We start from the raw sequence: 14,572 nt of genomic DNA, 5'->3' as shown, positions 1-14,572 counted from the left end.
TCGCCTCGGCCCTGGGCCGACCGGGCCACCGCCCCCGGCGTCAGCGGATCTCCAGGATCTTCTCCCGCATCGCGTAGACCACCGCCTCCATCCTGGAGTGGAGTTGCAGCTTCTCCAGGATGTTGCGCACGTGGTTCTTCACGGTGTTCTCCGAGATGAACAGCTGCTTGGCGATGTCCCGGTTGTTCATCCCCGTGGCCACCAGTTTCAGGACCTCCAGCTCCCGCTCGGTGAGCCGGGGGGCCGGCACGAGCCTGCGTTCGTCGGTCCGCTGGATCATCGACTTGAACTCGGTGAGCAGTTTCGACGCCATGGAGGGGCTGATCTGCGACTGTCCGTCGGCCACCGCCCTGATCGCCGTGGCGACTTCGTCGGTCGAGATCTCCTTCAGGAGATAGCCCGTCGCCCCGGCCTTGATCGCTTCATAGAGGTCGGCCTCCTCATCGCTGATCGTCAGCATGATGATCTTGGCGCTGGGGGCTACTTCCTTGATGGAGGTGCATGCCTCGATCCCACCCCGCTTGGGCATCCGCACGTCCATCAGCACGATGTCGGGCAGCAGATCGGCGGCCTTGTCCACCGCTTCCGCGCCGTCACCCGCCTCACCGACCACCTGGATGTCCTCCTCAGCGGCGAGAACGATCTCCAGACCGCGCCGGAAGAGGGCATGGTCGTCCACCACCAGGACTCTGATCGGTTCCTTGCACGAAGGAGCCGCACCATGATCCATGGGGTCCTCGTCCTCGTCGTGCGCGGGACCGAAGCCGTCCGCCATCGTTCCTCCCCCTGAAACACGGGCCGAAATTCATGTACGACGCCAACCGCAGGTCATAGAAGTCAGGTTGACGTGTACCGCCATGATTTCATGCCGGGGCGACAGAACGGGTGGTCCCCAACCACCGGATCCCCACCGCACGGCGGCGCCCCCGGGGCACATACGCGCTTCCAGGGGCACCGCGACGGTTCATGACGTCATCCGCCGAGCGCACCGCCGGCGCCGGCCGCTTCCATATCGGCCAGTGCGTCGGTCGTCAGATGAATGACACCGTAGTCGTAGGCGTGCCGCCGGTAGACGACACTGGGTTCCTTTGTCTCCGCGTCGACGAACAGATAGAAGTCGTGTCCCACCAGTTCCATCTCGTAGAGCGCCTGGTCGAGCGTCATCGCTGCTGCGACGTGCGTCTTCTCACGCACCACCAGCGGTCCGTCGCCCTGGACTTCGAGCGAACCGATCCTGGTGGTCGGGATGGTCTGGGTCGCCACGTCGGCGATGAACTCACCGTCGCCATTGACCTCCGCCGTCTCCGGCAACACGTCAACGACTTCGGCGGCCGAGATGCGGCCCGCACCCCTCCTGTTGTAGCGCTTCTCGTGCTGCTTCCGCAGCCGCGCCTCCAACTTGCCCGTGGCCAGATCCAGCGCTGCGTACGGGTCGCCTGCCGCTGCCTCCGCCCGGATCACCGGGCCCCGGGAGTGCAACGTGATTTCCACACGGTCCGAACGGTCGGCCTGCCTCGGATTGGGCTCCTTGGACACCTCGACGTCCAGGCTGATCACCTTGGCGTCCAGCTTCTGGATCTTGTCCAGCTTCAGCTTCTCGGCCACGTGCTTGCGGAACCGCTCGGGTACTTCGGTTTTGCGGCCCTTGACGACGATGTCCACGCAGAACTCCGTTCCCGGATCGCTCCGCTCAACGGCGGAGCAGCTCCCTCTTGCACCAGACCCCGGTGAGCACCGGAGTCTCGGACTTGGTGACTTTCACCTCCTCCTCCCCCGTCGGGAAGATCCCCACCCACACCCGCCTCCGGCCCGCCGGATTCCGGATTTTCACGGAACCAGCAGAAGCCGGAAAGTGCCAGGCACGTCCGTGCTTTCAAGTGAGCCACAGCTTTCGCCATTCCTCACAACCGAACATAGCTCGCTGGGACAGGTATCGGCACCCGCTACTGACGCGTACCCCCGATCAGGTGGTCTTTCTCCCTCGTTACCTGCAACGACGCAAGTTAACTGTCAGTTCCGGTTTATTTCCGAAGACAGCGGTGGCGCCGCGATGACCGCGGCCACCGGCTCCACGGCCCCGGCCGGTTTCCGGACGGCGGCCCGTACAGCACGCGCCGCCTCCACCAGTGATGCTCCGGTCGTCATGAGATCGTCCACGAACACCACCCTGCCCCCGTCCAGCAGACGTACGCCCGCCGGTGCCACTTCGAGTGCACCCGAGAGATTCGCCAGCCTCTGCGGGGCGTCCAGGCCCGCCTGATCGGCCACCGCACGCCGCTGCCGGAGCACCCCCAGCATCCGCGCCCGAGTACCGCTCCTGCGCAGCTCCGCCGCTGCGGCACAGGCGATCCGGCGGCCCGCGTCATGCCCTCGGGACCGCACCGCACCACGCGACGAGGGCACCGGCACGAGCAGCAGCTCCCCGGACCCCGCGCCCCGCCGTGACACGGCCCGCACCGCTTCGGCGAGTGCGCCGCCGAGTGCCCCCGCCAGCCCCAGCGCGCCTCTCTCCTTGTGCGCGAGCAGCACCGCCCGCACCGCGTCCTCGTAGACCGCCGCCGCCCACACCGGGGGCAGCCCCGGCGGCTCAGGAACCGGTCTGACCCTGCGCGCCGGGCCTCCGAGGAGCGCCTCCGTGCATTCCGTGCAGAGCGCCGTACGCGGCCGCCCACAGCCACCACAGGCGCTCGGCAGCACCACATCCGAGATTTCCCGCCACCACCCCCGCATGACTTCCACTCTGCCGGGCGGCAGAGCTTCCGGCCACCCCTGTGGATAACCGGGCGAAGAAAACCGGGGGAACGGCGAAGCCGCCCCTTGCGGCTGCCACTCGGCTGTCCGGCTACAGCGGCCCTGCGGCTGTCGGACAGCGCCCGCGGCTGTCCCGGATAACCCTGCGGCTGCCGGACAGCACCCGCGACTATCCGGGATAGACCGGTGACTTGCCTTCCTCCACCACCGTTTTCCAATTCGCGCGCAGCGGCAGACGCACAATTCCGTCCTCGTCCGAGAGCGCCATGAGCGGAAGCCTGTCGTCGTCCGAAGCTGCAACAGCGGTGATCCGATTCGCGCCCGGCAGCGGATTCACGCCGGAGACCGAACCGTCCGCCTGCATATAGCGCACCTGCTGCACCCCGCCGGCCTCCTTGCCGACCACCACGAGACGACTGCGGCTCGCCCAGGACACCGCCGTCACATCCGCCATCTGCGGTGCGCCCGGCCGAAGTTCCTCCACAGCCGAGACGGTCGTACCGCTGCCGGTCTGCCGCCGGACCACCCGGCCCACCTTCAGCGTCGTATGCCCGTCCTTCCACAGCAGCAGTGCGATCCGTGCACCGTCGGACGACATCCGCAGCCCCTCGATCCGCGCCCCGTCCAGCCCGACGACCGGAACCGGGTGCGGCTCACCCGAGCCGTCGGCGAACCGCAGCAACCGCGGATGCGCGGGGTCGCGGTCAGCCACCCAGAGATCCCCGCGTCCGTCCCAACTGGGGGCCGAGAGACGGTCCTTCTCCTGCTTCGCACGGCTGGTGTACAGCTGTTCGGCAGACCCGTCACCGGAGACGATCGACGCCCTGGACAGGGTGGCGCTGTTCTTCGACACACCCGCCGCATGCCGTTCGTCCCGCGCCACCGCAACGGTGCTCAGCGGCTTGGCGCCCGCGCCGAGCGGACCGGCGACAGGCTCGGGATCGGCCTTCCCCGAGGTGTCGGCGCCGACGGCCTGCATCCGTACGAGCCGGCCCTTGCCGTCGACGAAGTACTCGCCCGCCGGGGTGCCGGACGTCCGATCGGGCGCGTACTCCTGCGACTGGTCCGCGCTGAGGACACACAGCTGCGAACCGTCCGCGCGCTCCAACTCCACCTGCGCGACCCGCATCGCCGTCACATCGCGCAGCGTGAAGAGCAACTGCGCCGCCATCATCCGGCACTGGCCCTGACCGACGCCCGACGCCCTCGCGTTGAGCGGGACCTTCAGGCCGTTACGGTCGTCGAGGGTCAGCGCCCTGACGCCCTTCTTGAGCGCGGTACCGCTCGGGAAGCGGGAACTCGCCACCGGCCTGAGCCAGTTGGTCGGGCCGTCCAGCAGAGAGGCGACCGTCTGCGTCAGCGGGTCCATCCGCGTCTCGGGGTCGATGCCCTGACGGAGGTAGACGGGATCGGCGACCAGCCAGTCCTGACCGGACGACCCGGCCGTCCCCGGTGGCCCGGACGCCCCGGACGAACCGGACGAAGAAGCGGACGAGAAGTAGTACTTGTTGACGGAGTGGTAGTTGCGCTGGAAGTCGGAGAGGCTGAGCAGCAGACCGGCGGGCAGATCGTCGATCCGCCATTCCTTGCTGTTCTGATGGATGAGGTGGATGACGTTCCGGTACTCGCCCTTGTCCGGCTGGTACGCGTGCTGCTTGTCGACCACGGCGACTTCCGTGCCGCTCAGTTCGAATGTCGATGAGACCTGCGGCGCGTCCCGGTCGTTGGCCGGAGTCGCGCGGCGGGTGGGGCCGTCAGCGAGCACCGTGGTCCGGGAGCCCGGGTCCCACTTCCGCGACGCGGCCTTCGTCAGATACTTCCTGGCCGTGGCGAACTGCAGGTCGTCACTTGTCATCGCCTCCAGGAAACCGTCGACGACCTCCGCGGGTGCCGCCCCCTCGCGCGGCGGCACCGCGTACACCTTGACCTGCGAGTCACTGCGCTGGGACGGATCGACGGCCTCGATGTCACCGGTGTTCGGCATGGAAGCGCATCCGGCCAGCAGCATCCCGCCACAGCCGAGCAACGCGAGCCACGCATACGTGCGCGACCCCCGTACGCCACGGCCTCCCCCACGATCATCGCCCACGGGCGGTGTCCTCCCGGTCCGAAGCTTGCGTTGCGGAGTCGCCGGCCCTCGGCACCACGCGGGCGCCACTGCCCGGCAGTGCCGTCGGGTCGGCCGGTATCGCACGAGGCAGCGGCGGGAGCGGCGAACGGTCCGCACCCGGCTGGGACGGCACGGCCACCAGCCGCCCGGACTCGGCCTGGGATACGGCGCGGGCGCGCCGCGAGTCCTCCGGCTCCAGCGGAATCGGCGAGCCACGCAGCGGCTCGTCCGCCGTGCGCGGCAGGGTCAGCCGGAACTGCGAACCACCGCCAGGCTCGCCCCACGCCTGAAGCCAGCCCCCATGCAGCCGCGCGTCCTCGACGGCGATCGACAGACCGAGCCCGGTGCCCCCTGTCGTACGGGCCCGCGCCGGATCGGCCCGCCAGAAACGGCTGAACACACGTGTCGCCTCGCCCGGCTTCAGCCCCACGCCGTAATCGCGTACGACGATGGCGACGGCGCCGCCCGCGACACCGAACCGGACCACCACGTCCTTGCCCTCACCGTGTTCCACGGCGTTGACGACGAGATTGCGCAGCACGCGCTCGATCCGCCGCGCGTCGACCTCAGCGATCACGGGCTGTTCGTCACCGACGACCCTGATCCGGCTGCCCTTGCGCTCCGCGAGCGGCTCGGCACCGGATATCACCCGTCGCGCGGTCTCCCGCAGATCGATCGGCTCCGCCTCAAGCGCGGCGGCGCCCGCGTCGAACCGGCTGATCTCCAGCAGATCCGCGAGCAGCGACTCGAAACGGTCCAGCTGATCACCGAGCAGCTCGGCGGAGCGCGCGGTCACGGGGTCGAAGTCGCTGCGCGCGTCATGGATGACGTCGGCGGCCATCCGCACGGTCGTCAGCGGGGTACGCAGCTCGTGCGACACATCGGAGACGAAGCGGCGCTGCATCCGGGAGAGGTCCTCCAGCTGCTGGATCTTCGACTGCAGACTCTGCGCCATCTTGTTGAAGGCTTCACCGAGCCGGGCGATGTCGTCCTCGCCCGTGACCTTCATGCGCTCCTGGAGGCGGCCGGCCGAGAGCCGCTCGGCGATTCCGGCGGCCATCCGTACGGGCGTGACCACCTGGCGCACCAGGAACCAGGCGATCGCGCCGAGCAGCACGACCACGAACAGGCCCGCGGTCGCCAGGGTGCGCTTCACCAGGCTGAGCGTCTTCTCCTCCTGCGAGAGCGGGAAGAGGTAATAGAGCTGGTAGGGCTTGTGGTCGATGTCCTCGAGCCGCTGTCCCACGACCAGACCCGGCTCAGCGTCACGTCCGTCGACGTACTTGATGTCCGTGTACGTCTTGTACGGCGCCGTCCCCTGGTCGACGTTCTTGCGCAGGCCGCCGGAGACACTGTCGGGGCTCACCTGGCCGGACGTACGCTCGCCACCGTTGCCCGCACCCGTCTCCTCGGACGCCGGGGCCAGGGTGACCACGTTGTACGCCCCCTGACCACCGCTTGCGAGCTGGGCGACGAGGTCGGTACGCCACTGCCGGGAGTTACTGGCCGCCCCGCTGTCGGCGGAGTCGCTGTCGGACACCGCCGTCGCGTTGGCCTTGTCCTTGGCGACCGTGAAGCCGCCTGCCGCCTGGCTGACGGCGGCTTTCTCCTTGGCGTCGAGCAGACCGTTGCGCACCTGCCCGATGACGACGAATCCGAGCACCAGGACCACCGCGAGAGACATCAGAAGCGTGCCCGCGACCACCCTGAGCTGGATGTTGCGCCGCCAGAGGCGCACGGCCGGGAGCAGCGGACGGCGCACCCACCGCGCGACGAGCCGCAGCACGGGACCACCGGGCGCCCCGTCCTGGAGCAGCCGGCCGCCCTGCAGAATGCGGTCCCCGATCCTGCCCCGCGGCGAGCGCCCCCCGGCCGCCCCGCCGGCCGAACCGGTCGGCGGGGCGGACCGGGAAGCGCCGGCCTCGGGTCCGGCAGGCCGCTCCGGCCGTGCTCCCGGCTCCCCGGGTATCGGAGCAGCACTGCTTCGGGCCATGTCAGCTCGGTCCGGCCTTGTATCCGACACCGCGGACCGTCACCACGATCTCCGGACGCTCGGGGTCCTTCTCGACCTTCGAGCGCAACCGCTGGACGTGCACATTGACCAGCCTGGTGTCCGCGGCGTGCCGGTATCCCCACACCTGCTCCAGCAGCACCTCACGGGTGAACACCTGCCACGGCTTACGGGCCAGCGCGACCAGCAGATCGAACTCCAACGGGGTCAGAGCGATCGACTGCCCTTCCCGCTTCACGGAGTGACCGGCCACATCAATGACCAGATCACCGATCGCCAGCTGTTCCGGCGCGGGCTCCTCCGACCTCCTCAGTCTCGCCCTGATGCGGGCGACGAGTTCCTTGGGCTTGAACGGCTTGACGATGTAGTCGTCGGCTCCGGATTCGAGCCCCACCACCACATCGACGGTGTCGCTCTTCGCCGTGAGCATCACGATCGGCACACCTGACTCGGCCCTGATCAGCCTGCAGACCTCGATACCGTCCCGTCCGGGCAACATGAGATCGAGCAGCACCAGGTCCGGCTTGGCCTCACGGAATGCAGCCAGTGCCTTGTCGCCGTCCGCTACAAATGACGGCTCAAAACCTTCACCACGCAGCACAATGCCGAGCATCTCGGCCAGTGCAGTGTCGTCATCGACGACAAGGACGCGTCCCTTCATACCGACATCATCCCATTAGCTAATCGTTACCTGGCGTGACCTGTCACACAATGCGGTGAGTGCATCCCTGGTGACAGGTGAGGCGACCCCCGATTCCGTGACAACGGCTGTCACGAGCTCGGGAGGTGTGACATCGAACGCGGGGTTGTAAGCCTGCGTTCCCAGCGGAGCGACCTGCACCCCGCCGATCTCCATGACTTCCCCGCCCGCCCGCTGCTCGACTTCGATGGACGCACCGTCCGGCGTGGACAGATCGACCGTGGTCGTCGGAGCGACGACGATGAACGGCACGTGGTGGTACTTGGCCAGCACGGCCAGCGGATAGCTGCCCACCTTGTTGGCCACGGCCCCGTCAGCGGCGATCCTGTCGGCGCCGATCAGAACAGCGTCCACCTCACCGGCCGCGAAGAGCGAACCGGCCGCGTTGTCGGTGAGCAGTGTGTACGCCATGCCGTTACGGGCCGCCTCGTACGCCGTCAGCCGTGCCCCTTGCAGCAGCGGCCGGGTCTCGTCCACCCACAGACGGCGCAGACTGCCGGTCCGGTGCGCCGCCAGCGCCACGGCGAAAGCGGTGCCCTCACCTGCTGAGACCAGGGCCCCGGTGTTGCAGTGTGTCAGAATCCGGTGCCCGCCGCCCGGCAGCAGTTCGCCGAGGAGCGCCAGCCCCCTGGCCGCCATCTGCCGGCTCGCCGCTATGTCCTCCTGGTGCAGCGACCTGGCCTCGGTGAGTGCCGCCGCCGCTGCCGCTCGGTCGTCCGCGCCGCCCCGTGCCGCCACCCGGTACGCCTCGGCCACCCTGCGAACCCCGTAGCCCAGGTTCACCGCGGTGGGCCGCGCACCCGCGAGGAGCGCCGCGGCTTCCTCGACGTCGTATCCCCGTACGGCCGCGAGCGCGACCCCGTAGCCTCCGGTGACCCCCAGCAGCGGAGCCCCCCGGACGGCCAGTGTCTGGATCGCCCGGACCAGAGCGGGAACGTCCGTGCACACCAGCTCGGCCTCCTCGCCGGGCAACCGCGTCTGGTCGAGGAGGACGACGACCGCGCCCTCCGGCCCCTCCGGCGGTTCGTCCCAGCGGAGCGAGGGGAGCATGGGCGGCCCGGCGCCCAGCGGTGTTTGCGCGTCCTGATCAGCCATCCGCACAGTCTGCCCCTTGGGACACCGACAATTGAAGGTGCAATGGGGATACCGCGGCGGCTCCGTTGCCGTGCCCCGCATGACACGATGACTGCCGGCCTGCTGCCACGACGCGCGGATAGGCAGGTGGCGGACCAGGCATGTGAAGGAGCGACAATGAACGACTCTCCGGGCTGGGCCTCGCCCGGGTCCGCCCCCTCCGACGGCCAGGAGCCGGGCGTTCCCCGGCCCGTCGAGCCGTCCGGCCAGGGGGAAACCGCTCCGAAGTGGTCCAGCGACCAGCCGCCTGCCGCCCAGTGGTCCCCGCCGGGTCCCCCGCCCCCCGTGGCACCGCAGCACGCGTCCGGCCGGGGCGTACCCCCGCAGGGCGGGCCGCAGAACAGCGGCTGGGGCAGGCCGCCGCAGCCCGGCTGGGGTCAGCATCCGTACGCGGCCAAGCCGGGCATCATCCCCCTCAGGCCCCTCGGCGTGGGGGAGATCCTCGACGGCGCCATGTCGACGATGCGCGTCCACTGGCGCACGGCACTCGGCCTCAGCATCGGTGTGGCAGCCGTCGTCCAGGTCTTCTCGATCCTCGTGCTGCACTACGTGGTCCCCGAGCCCACCCGGATCGACACCGGCGCCGGCCCCTCCGAGCAGCTGCGCCAGAGCCTGCACTCGATGCAGACGAGTCTGCTGGACCTGCTGCCCCTGTACATCATCACGCTGATCGGCACGATCTTCACGACCGCGATACTGACCATGGTCGTCAGCCGTTCCGTGCTGGGCCGCCCGGTTTCGCTCGCCGGTGCCTGGCGCGAGGCCAGGCCGCAGCTCTCCCGGCTGGTGGGGCTGAGTCTGCTGCTGCCTGTCGTCTATGCCGCTGTGATGACGGTCGGGCTCCTCCCCGGCCTCCTGACCGGTGGCTCGTCGGGCGCCGGGCTGGCACTCGTCGGAGGGTTCGCCGCGAGCCTCGTGGTCCTCTGGCTGTGGATCTCCTTCAGCCTGGCCGGACCGGCACTGATGCTGGAACGGCAGGGCGTCAAAGCGGCACTGCGCCGCTCGTCAAAGCTGGTGAAGGGCGTCTGGTGGCGCATCTTCGGGATCACGCTGCTGGCCGTGCTGCTGGCCGGCGTCGTATCGACCATCATCAACTTGCCGTTCGATGCCGCCGCCATCTTCGCCGACGGCAAGGGCCTTAGCGATCTCGTCTCCGACAGCAGCCCGGATTTCGGCTGGCCCTATCTGATCATCAGCGGTGTCGGCGCGATGCTCACTGCCGCCCTCACCTATCCGTTCACAGCCGGTGTGACGGTGCTCCTCTACGTCGACCAGCGCATCCGGCGCGAGGCCCTCGACATCGACCTCGCACGATCCGCGGGCGTACCCGGCTACGAGAACTGACCCCCCGTCCGACCGGTCCGGCGCATCCGCCGTGGACCGGTCGGACGGTGAGAATCCGCCCCCACATGAGGCAGCCGCACTCGAACGAAGTGCGGTACGTCCGGAGGCGCCCCACTCCTCCGTCGCAGTCCTCAACTGCCTTTCGCGACGGTCCGCCGACGGCTAGGGTCTGGGCACAGCGAGTGACCCAAGAGGAGCTGAGGCATGCCCGGTACTCCGAGCGCGCGTTGACGTTGCGGGCCGCGACCCGCCTGTCATCGCGTGCTGCCTTTGATGTTGCGGCACAGCGAGCCTTTCCCTGCCCGTGAACCGCCGGTACACGTTTCGTGTTCTCGGTGGCGGGCCTCGTTGTCGGCAACACAAGGGATTCCCGTGCCGTCCGCTTCCTCCGCTGCATCCGATTCCGGTCGGCGTGTTCCGTCGAGCCTGTGGCGGGACGTCGACTTCCGCAGACTCTGGACGGGGCAGACAGCCTCCCAACTCGGCGAACACACAAGCCTGGTGGTCCTGCCTCTCTTCGCCGTCCTCACCCTCCACGCAAGTGCCGGCGAGCTCGGCGTCCTTCGCGCGGTGGGGCAGGCTCCGATCCTGTTGCTCTCGCTCTTCGCCGGCGCGTGGGTGGACGGGTGGCGGACCCGCACGACCATGGTGCTCACGGACGCCGGTCGGGCCCTGACCCTGGGCGCCGCCGCAGTGGCCGGCCTCATCGGCCGGCTCGGCCTGCCCGCCCTGCTTGTCCTCGCCTTCGCGGTCGGGGCACTGTCCGTGTTCTTCGACGTGGCGTACCAGGCTTCTGCGGTACGGCTGGTGACAGACGATCAGCTGGTCCGGTGCAACAGCGCACTTGAGGGCAGCCGGTCCGCGGCACAGGTCGGCGGTCCCGCTCTCGGCGGTGCGTTGGTGTCCCTGCTCTCGGCGCCGATCGCCGTCGCTTCCAGCGCGCTGTTCTTCGCGCTGTCGTGCCTGTCGATCGTGCGGATCCGCCGGATCGAATCGATCCCGGGGAGCTCGGCGGGCGTGGAACGTCCCCCTCGGGTCTGGCGGCGCATTCACGAGGGCCTGCGTTTCGTCGTCGGCCACCCCGTGCTCCGGACTGTGTGCCTGGCCTCTGCCGCCTTCCAGTTCTCCTTCGCGGCGATGATGACCGTCTACCTGCTCTTCCTGCCGCGGGAACTGCATCTTTCCGGCGCCGTAGTCGGGTTGGCACTCGCCGCCACGGGACCAGGTGCGCTCCTGGGTTCGTTACTGGCCGCCCGCCTGCCGAACCGGTTCGGCCATGGCCCGGTACTCGTGTCCGCGGCGGCGATCGGGGACGGGGTGTTCCTGTGCGTGCCCGCGCTGCACGGCTCCTGCCCGGCGACGGTTGCCACGCTCTTCGCGGCCGGCTTCGTCTTCGGGACCGGCGGTCAATTGGTGAATGTCACGGTCATGGCCGTGCGGCAGGTCGTCACTCCGGACGGAATGCAAGGGCGCGCGGCCGCGACGATCACGTTTGTGGGCATGGGGCTGACTCCGCTCGGCTCACTGCTCGGCGGATATCTCGCGGAGGGGTGGGGGTTGCGCACCAGTGTCCTGGTGACGGCCGCGGCCATGCTCCTGTCGCCGGCTGTGATGGCTCTGTCCCCGCTCGCACACCTGGGGCGGACGCTTACGTCCTCGCGGGACAGGTGCTGCCACTGCGGGGACACGGGCGCCGGTTTCCCGGCTGACTGCGGGAATTGCACGTGAACGCAAAAATGCCTCAGTCCCGGACCATAACGGTCCGGGACTGAGGCTAAAAATTGTTCGGCGGCGTCCTACTCTCCCACAGGGTCCCCCCTGCAGTACCATCGGCGCTGAAAGGCTTAGCTTCCGGGTTCGGAATGTAACCGGGCGTTTCCCTAACGCAATGACCACCGAAACACTATGAAATTAACCAACACCGGATACAACACGGTCGTTCGTTATTTCAGAACTAACACAGTGGACGCGAGCAACTGAGGACAAGCCCTCGGCCTATTAGTACCAGTCAGCTCCACCCGTTACCGGGCTTCCACATCTGGCCTATCAACCCAGTCGTCTACTGGGAGCCTTAACCCCTCAAAGGGGGTGGGAATACTCATCTCGAAGCAGGCTTCCCGCTTAGATGCTTTCAGCGGTTATCCTTTCCGAACGTAGCCAACCAGCCATGCCCTTGGCAGGACAACTGGCACACCAGAGGTTCGTCCGTCCCGGTCCTCTCGTACTAGGGACAGCCCTTCTCAATATTCCTACGCGCGCAGAGGATAGGGACCGAACTGTCTCACGACGTTCTAAACCCAGCTCGCGTACCGCTTTAATGGGCGAACAGCCCAACCCTTGGGACCGACTCCAGCCCCAGGATGCGACGAGCCGACATCGAGGTGCCAAACCATCCCGTCGATATGGACTCTTGGGGAAGATCAGCCTGTTATCCCCGGGGTACCTTTTATCCGTTGAGCGACAGCGCTTCCACAAGCCACTGCCGGATCACTAGTCCCGACTTTCGTCCCTGCTCGACCCGTCGGTCTCACAGTCAAGCTCCCTTGTGCACTTACACTCAACACCTGATTGCCAACCAGGCTGAGGGAACCTTTGGGCGCCTCCGTTACTCTTTAGGAGGCAACCGCCCCAGTTAAACTACCCATCAGACACTGTCCCTGATCCGGATCACGGACCGAGGTTAGACATCCAGCACGACCAGAGTGGTATTTCAACGACGACTCCACAACCACTGGCGTGGCCGCTTCAAAGTCTCCCACCTATCCTACACAAGCCGAACCGAACACCAATATCAAACTGTAGTAAAGGTCCCGGGGTCTTTCCGTCCTTCTGCGCGAAACGAGCATCTTTACTCGTAGTGCAATTTCACCGGGCCTATGGTTGAGACAGTCGAGAAGTCGTTACGCCATTCGTGCAGGTCGGAACTTACCCGACAAGGAATTTCGCTACCTTAGGATGGTTATAGTTACCACCGCCGTTTACTGGCGCTTAAGTTCTCAGCTTCGCCACACCGAAATGTGACTAACCGGTCCCCTTAACGTTCCAGCACCGGGCAGGCGTCAGTCCGTATACATCGCCTTACGGCTTCGCACGGACCTGTGTTTTTAGTAAACAGTCGCTTCTCGCTGGTCTCTGCGGCCACCCCCAGCTCACCGAGTAAATCGGATCACCAGAAATGGCCCCCCTTCTCCCGAAGTTACGGGGGCATTTTGCCGAGTTCCTTAACCATAGTTCACCCGAACGCCTCGGTATTCTCTACCTGACCACCTGAGTCGGTTTAGGGTACGGGCCGCCATGAAACTCGCTAGAGGCTTTTCTCGACAGCATAGGATCATCCACTTCACCACAATCGGCTCGGCATCAGGTCTCACCCTTAATGTCATCCGGATTTACCTGGACAACGGGCTACACCCTTACCCCGGGACAACCACCGCCCGGGTTGGACTACCTTCCTGCGTCACCCCATCGCTTACCTACTACCACCTTGGTTCGACGGCTCCACCACTTCCCTTTCCCCGAAGGGTCCAGGACGGCTTCACGGCCTTAGCATCAGGGGATTCAGTATTGGGCGTTTCAAAGCGGGTACCGGAATATCAACCGGTTGTCCATCGACTACGCCTGTCGGCCTCGCCTTAGGTCCCGACTTACCCTGGGCAGATCAGCTTGACCCAGGAACCCTTAGTCAATCGGCGCACACGTTTCTCACGTGTGTATCGCTACTCATGCCTGCATTCTCACTCGTGAACCGTCCACAACTCGCTTCCGCGGCTGCTTCACCCGGCACACGACGCTCCCCTACCCATCCCAGCAGGCGTTGGCCCTAATGCTGGAATGACACGACTTCGGCGGTACGCTTGAGCCCCGCTACATTGTCGGCGCGGAATCACTTGACCAGTGAGCTATTACGCACTCTTTCAAGGATGGCTGCTTCTAAGCCAACCTCCTGGTTGTCTCTGCGACTCCACATCCTTTTCCACTTAGCGTACGCTTAGGGGCCTTAGTCGATGCTCTGGGCTGTTTCCCTCTCGACCATGGAGCTTATCCCCCACAGTCTCACTGCCGCGCTCTCACTTACCGGCATTCGGAGTTTGGCTAAGGTCAGTAACCCGGTAGGGCCCATCGCCTATCCAGTGCTCTACCTCCGGCAAGAAACACACGACGCTGCACCTAAATGCATTTCGGGGAGAACCAGCTATCACGGAGTTTGATTGGCCTTTCACCCCTAACCACAGGTCATCCCCCAGGTTTTCAACCCTGGTGGGTTCGGTCCTCCACGACCTCTTACAGCCGCTTCAACCTGCCCATGGCTAGATCACTCCGCTTCGGGTCTAGAGCGTGCAACTCAAACGCCCTATTAGGACTCGCTTTCGCTACGGCTTCCCCACACGGGTTAACCTCGCTACACACCGCTAACTCGCAGGCTCATTCTTCAAAAGGCACGCAGTCACGACTGACCGTACAAGTACGGCCAGCGACGCTCCCACGGCTTGTAGGCACACGGTTTCAGGTACTATTTCACTCC

At 66.6% G+C, this 14,572-nt stretch carries 9 protein-coding genes and 2 rRNA genes (1 of these 11 only partly in view); 2 read left to right on the top strand and 9 right to left on the bottom strand.

Features of this window, described 5'->3' with window-relative positions:
• Window positions 1-40: 40 nt before the first annotated feature.
• The 7 genes from OG584_RS22070 to mtnA form a co-directional block, all read right to left on the bottom strand.
• Entirely contained in the window at window positions 41-775 is a 735-nt protein-coding gene (locus tag OG584_RS22070; RefSeq protein WP_405780295.1) for a response regulator, read from the bottom strand.
• Window positions 776-972: 197 nt separating this feature from the next.
• On the bottom strand, window positions 973-1,662 hold the full coding sequence (gene hpf / locus OG584_RS22065) for a ribosome hibernation-promoting factor, HPF/YfiA family (protein WP_405780293.1): 690 nt from the start codon (window positions 1,660-1,662) through the stop codon (window positions 973-975).
• A 348-nt stretch (window positions 1,663-2,010) separates the two neighbouring features.
• A complete protein-coding gene (locus OG584_RS22060; RefSeq protein ID WP_405780291.1) occupies window positions 2,011-2,730 on the bottom strand; it encodes a ComF family protein in 720 nt (239 codons plus the stop codon).
• Window positions 2,731-2,920: 190 nt separating this feature from the next.
• Window positions 2,921-4,735, bottom strand: coding sequence for an LpqB family beta-propeller domain-containing protein (locus OG584_RS22055; protein ID WP_405780289.1), 1,815 nt, complete (start codon window positions 4,733-4,735; stop codon window positions 2,921-2,923).
• A 94-nt stretch (window positions 4,736-4,829) separates the two neighbouring features.
• Window positions 4,830-6,854 (bottom strand): MtrAB system histidine kinase MtrB, encoded by a 2,025-nt coding sequence (gene mtrB, locus OG584_RS22050; RefSeq protein ID WP_405780287.1) that lies wholly within the window; start codon window positions 6,852-6,854, stop codon window positions 4,830-4,832.
• Between the two features lies 1 nt (window position 6,855).
• Window positions 6,856-7,533 carry a two-component system response regulator MtrA gene (gene mtrA, locus OG584_RS22045; RefSeq protein WP_005486885.1) on the bottom strand — a complete coding sequence of 226 codons (678 nt, stop codon included), beginning with the start codon at window positions 7,531-7,533 and terminating at the stop codon, window positions 6,856-6,858.
• Between the two features lie 15 nt (window positions 7,534-7,548).
• Window positions 7,549-8,667: an S-methyl-5-thioribose-1-phosphate isomerase gene (gene mtnA / locus OG584_RS22040; RefSeq protein ID WP_405780285.1), complete on the bottom strand. Its 1,119-nt coding sequence runs from the start codon at window positions 8,665-8,667 to the stop codon at window positions 7,549-7,551.
• A 156-nt stretch (window positions 8,668-8,823) separates the two neighbouring features.
• Here mtnA and OG584_RS22035 point away from each other — a divergent pair, with 156 nt between their 5' ends.
• Together OG584_RS22035 and OG584_RS22030 are read left to right on the top strand one after the other, a co-directional pair.
• Entirely contained in the window at window positions 8,824-10,050 is a 1,227-nt protein-coding gene (locus OG584_RS22035) for a hypothetical protein (RefSeq protein ID WP_405780284.1), read from the top strand.
• A 372-nt stretch (window positions 10,051-10,422) separates the two neighbouring features.
• Window positions 10,423-11,778 (top strand): MFS transporter, encoded by a 1,356-nt coding sequence (locus OG584_RS22030; RefSeq protein WP_405780282.1) that lies wholly within the window; start codon window positions 10,423-10,425, stop codon window positions 11,776-11,778.
• A gap of 55 nt (window positions 11,779-11,833) precedes the next feature.
• Here the strand turns inward: OG584_RS22030 and rrf are convergent.
• Together rrf and OG584_RS22020 are read right to left on the bottom strand one after the other, a co-directional pair.
• Window positions 11,834-11,950 (bottom strand): 5S ribosomal RNA (gene rrf, locus OG584_RS22025).
• Window positions 11,951-12,028: 78 nt separating this feature from the next.
• A 23S ribosomal RNA gene (locus OG584_RS22020) occupies window positions 12,029-14,572 on the bottom strand (it continues 580 nt past the right edge of the window).

Source organism: Streptomyces sp. NBC_00859, assembly GCF_045161865.1.
Taxonomy (GTDB): Bacteria; Actinomycetota; Actinomycetes; order Streptomycetales; family Streptomycetaceae; genus Streptomyces.
Note: the sequence above shows the minus strand (reverse complement) of the source record. Positions and strands in the feature narration are given on the sequence as shown.

Bases quoted from the DNA above. Each gene is read 5' to 3' on its own strand.
- OG584_RS22070 (WP_405780295.1), bottom strand. From the start codon at position 775: ATGGCGGACGGCTTCGGTCCCGCGCACGACGAGGACGAGGACCCCATG.
- OG584_RS22060 (WP_405780291.1), bottom strand. From the start codon at position 2,730: ATGCGGGGGTGGTGGCGGGAAATCTCGGATGTGGTGCTGCCGAGCGCC.
- OG584_RS22055 (WP_405780289.1), bottom strand. From the start codon at position 4,735: ATGCCGAACACCGGTGACATCGAGGCCGTCGATCCGTCCCAGCGCAGT.
- mtrB (WP_405780287.1), bottom strand. From the start codon at position 6,854: ATGGCCCGAAGCAGTGCTGCTCCGATACCCGGGGAGCCGGGAGCACGG.
- mtrA (WP_005486885.1), bottom strand. From the start codon at position 7,533: ATGAAGGGACGCGTCCTTGTCGTCGATGACGACACTGCACTGGCCGAG.
- mtnA (WP_405780285.1), bottom strand. From the start codon at position 8,667: ATGGCTGATCAGGACGCGCAAACACCGCTGGGCGCCGGGCCGCCCATG.
- OG584_RS22035 (WP_405780284.1), top strand. From the start codon at position 8,824: ATGAACGACTCTCCGGGCTGGGCCTCGCCCGGGTCCGCCCCCTCCGAC.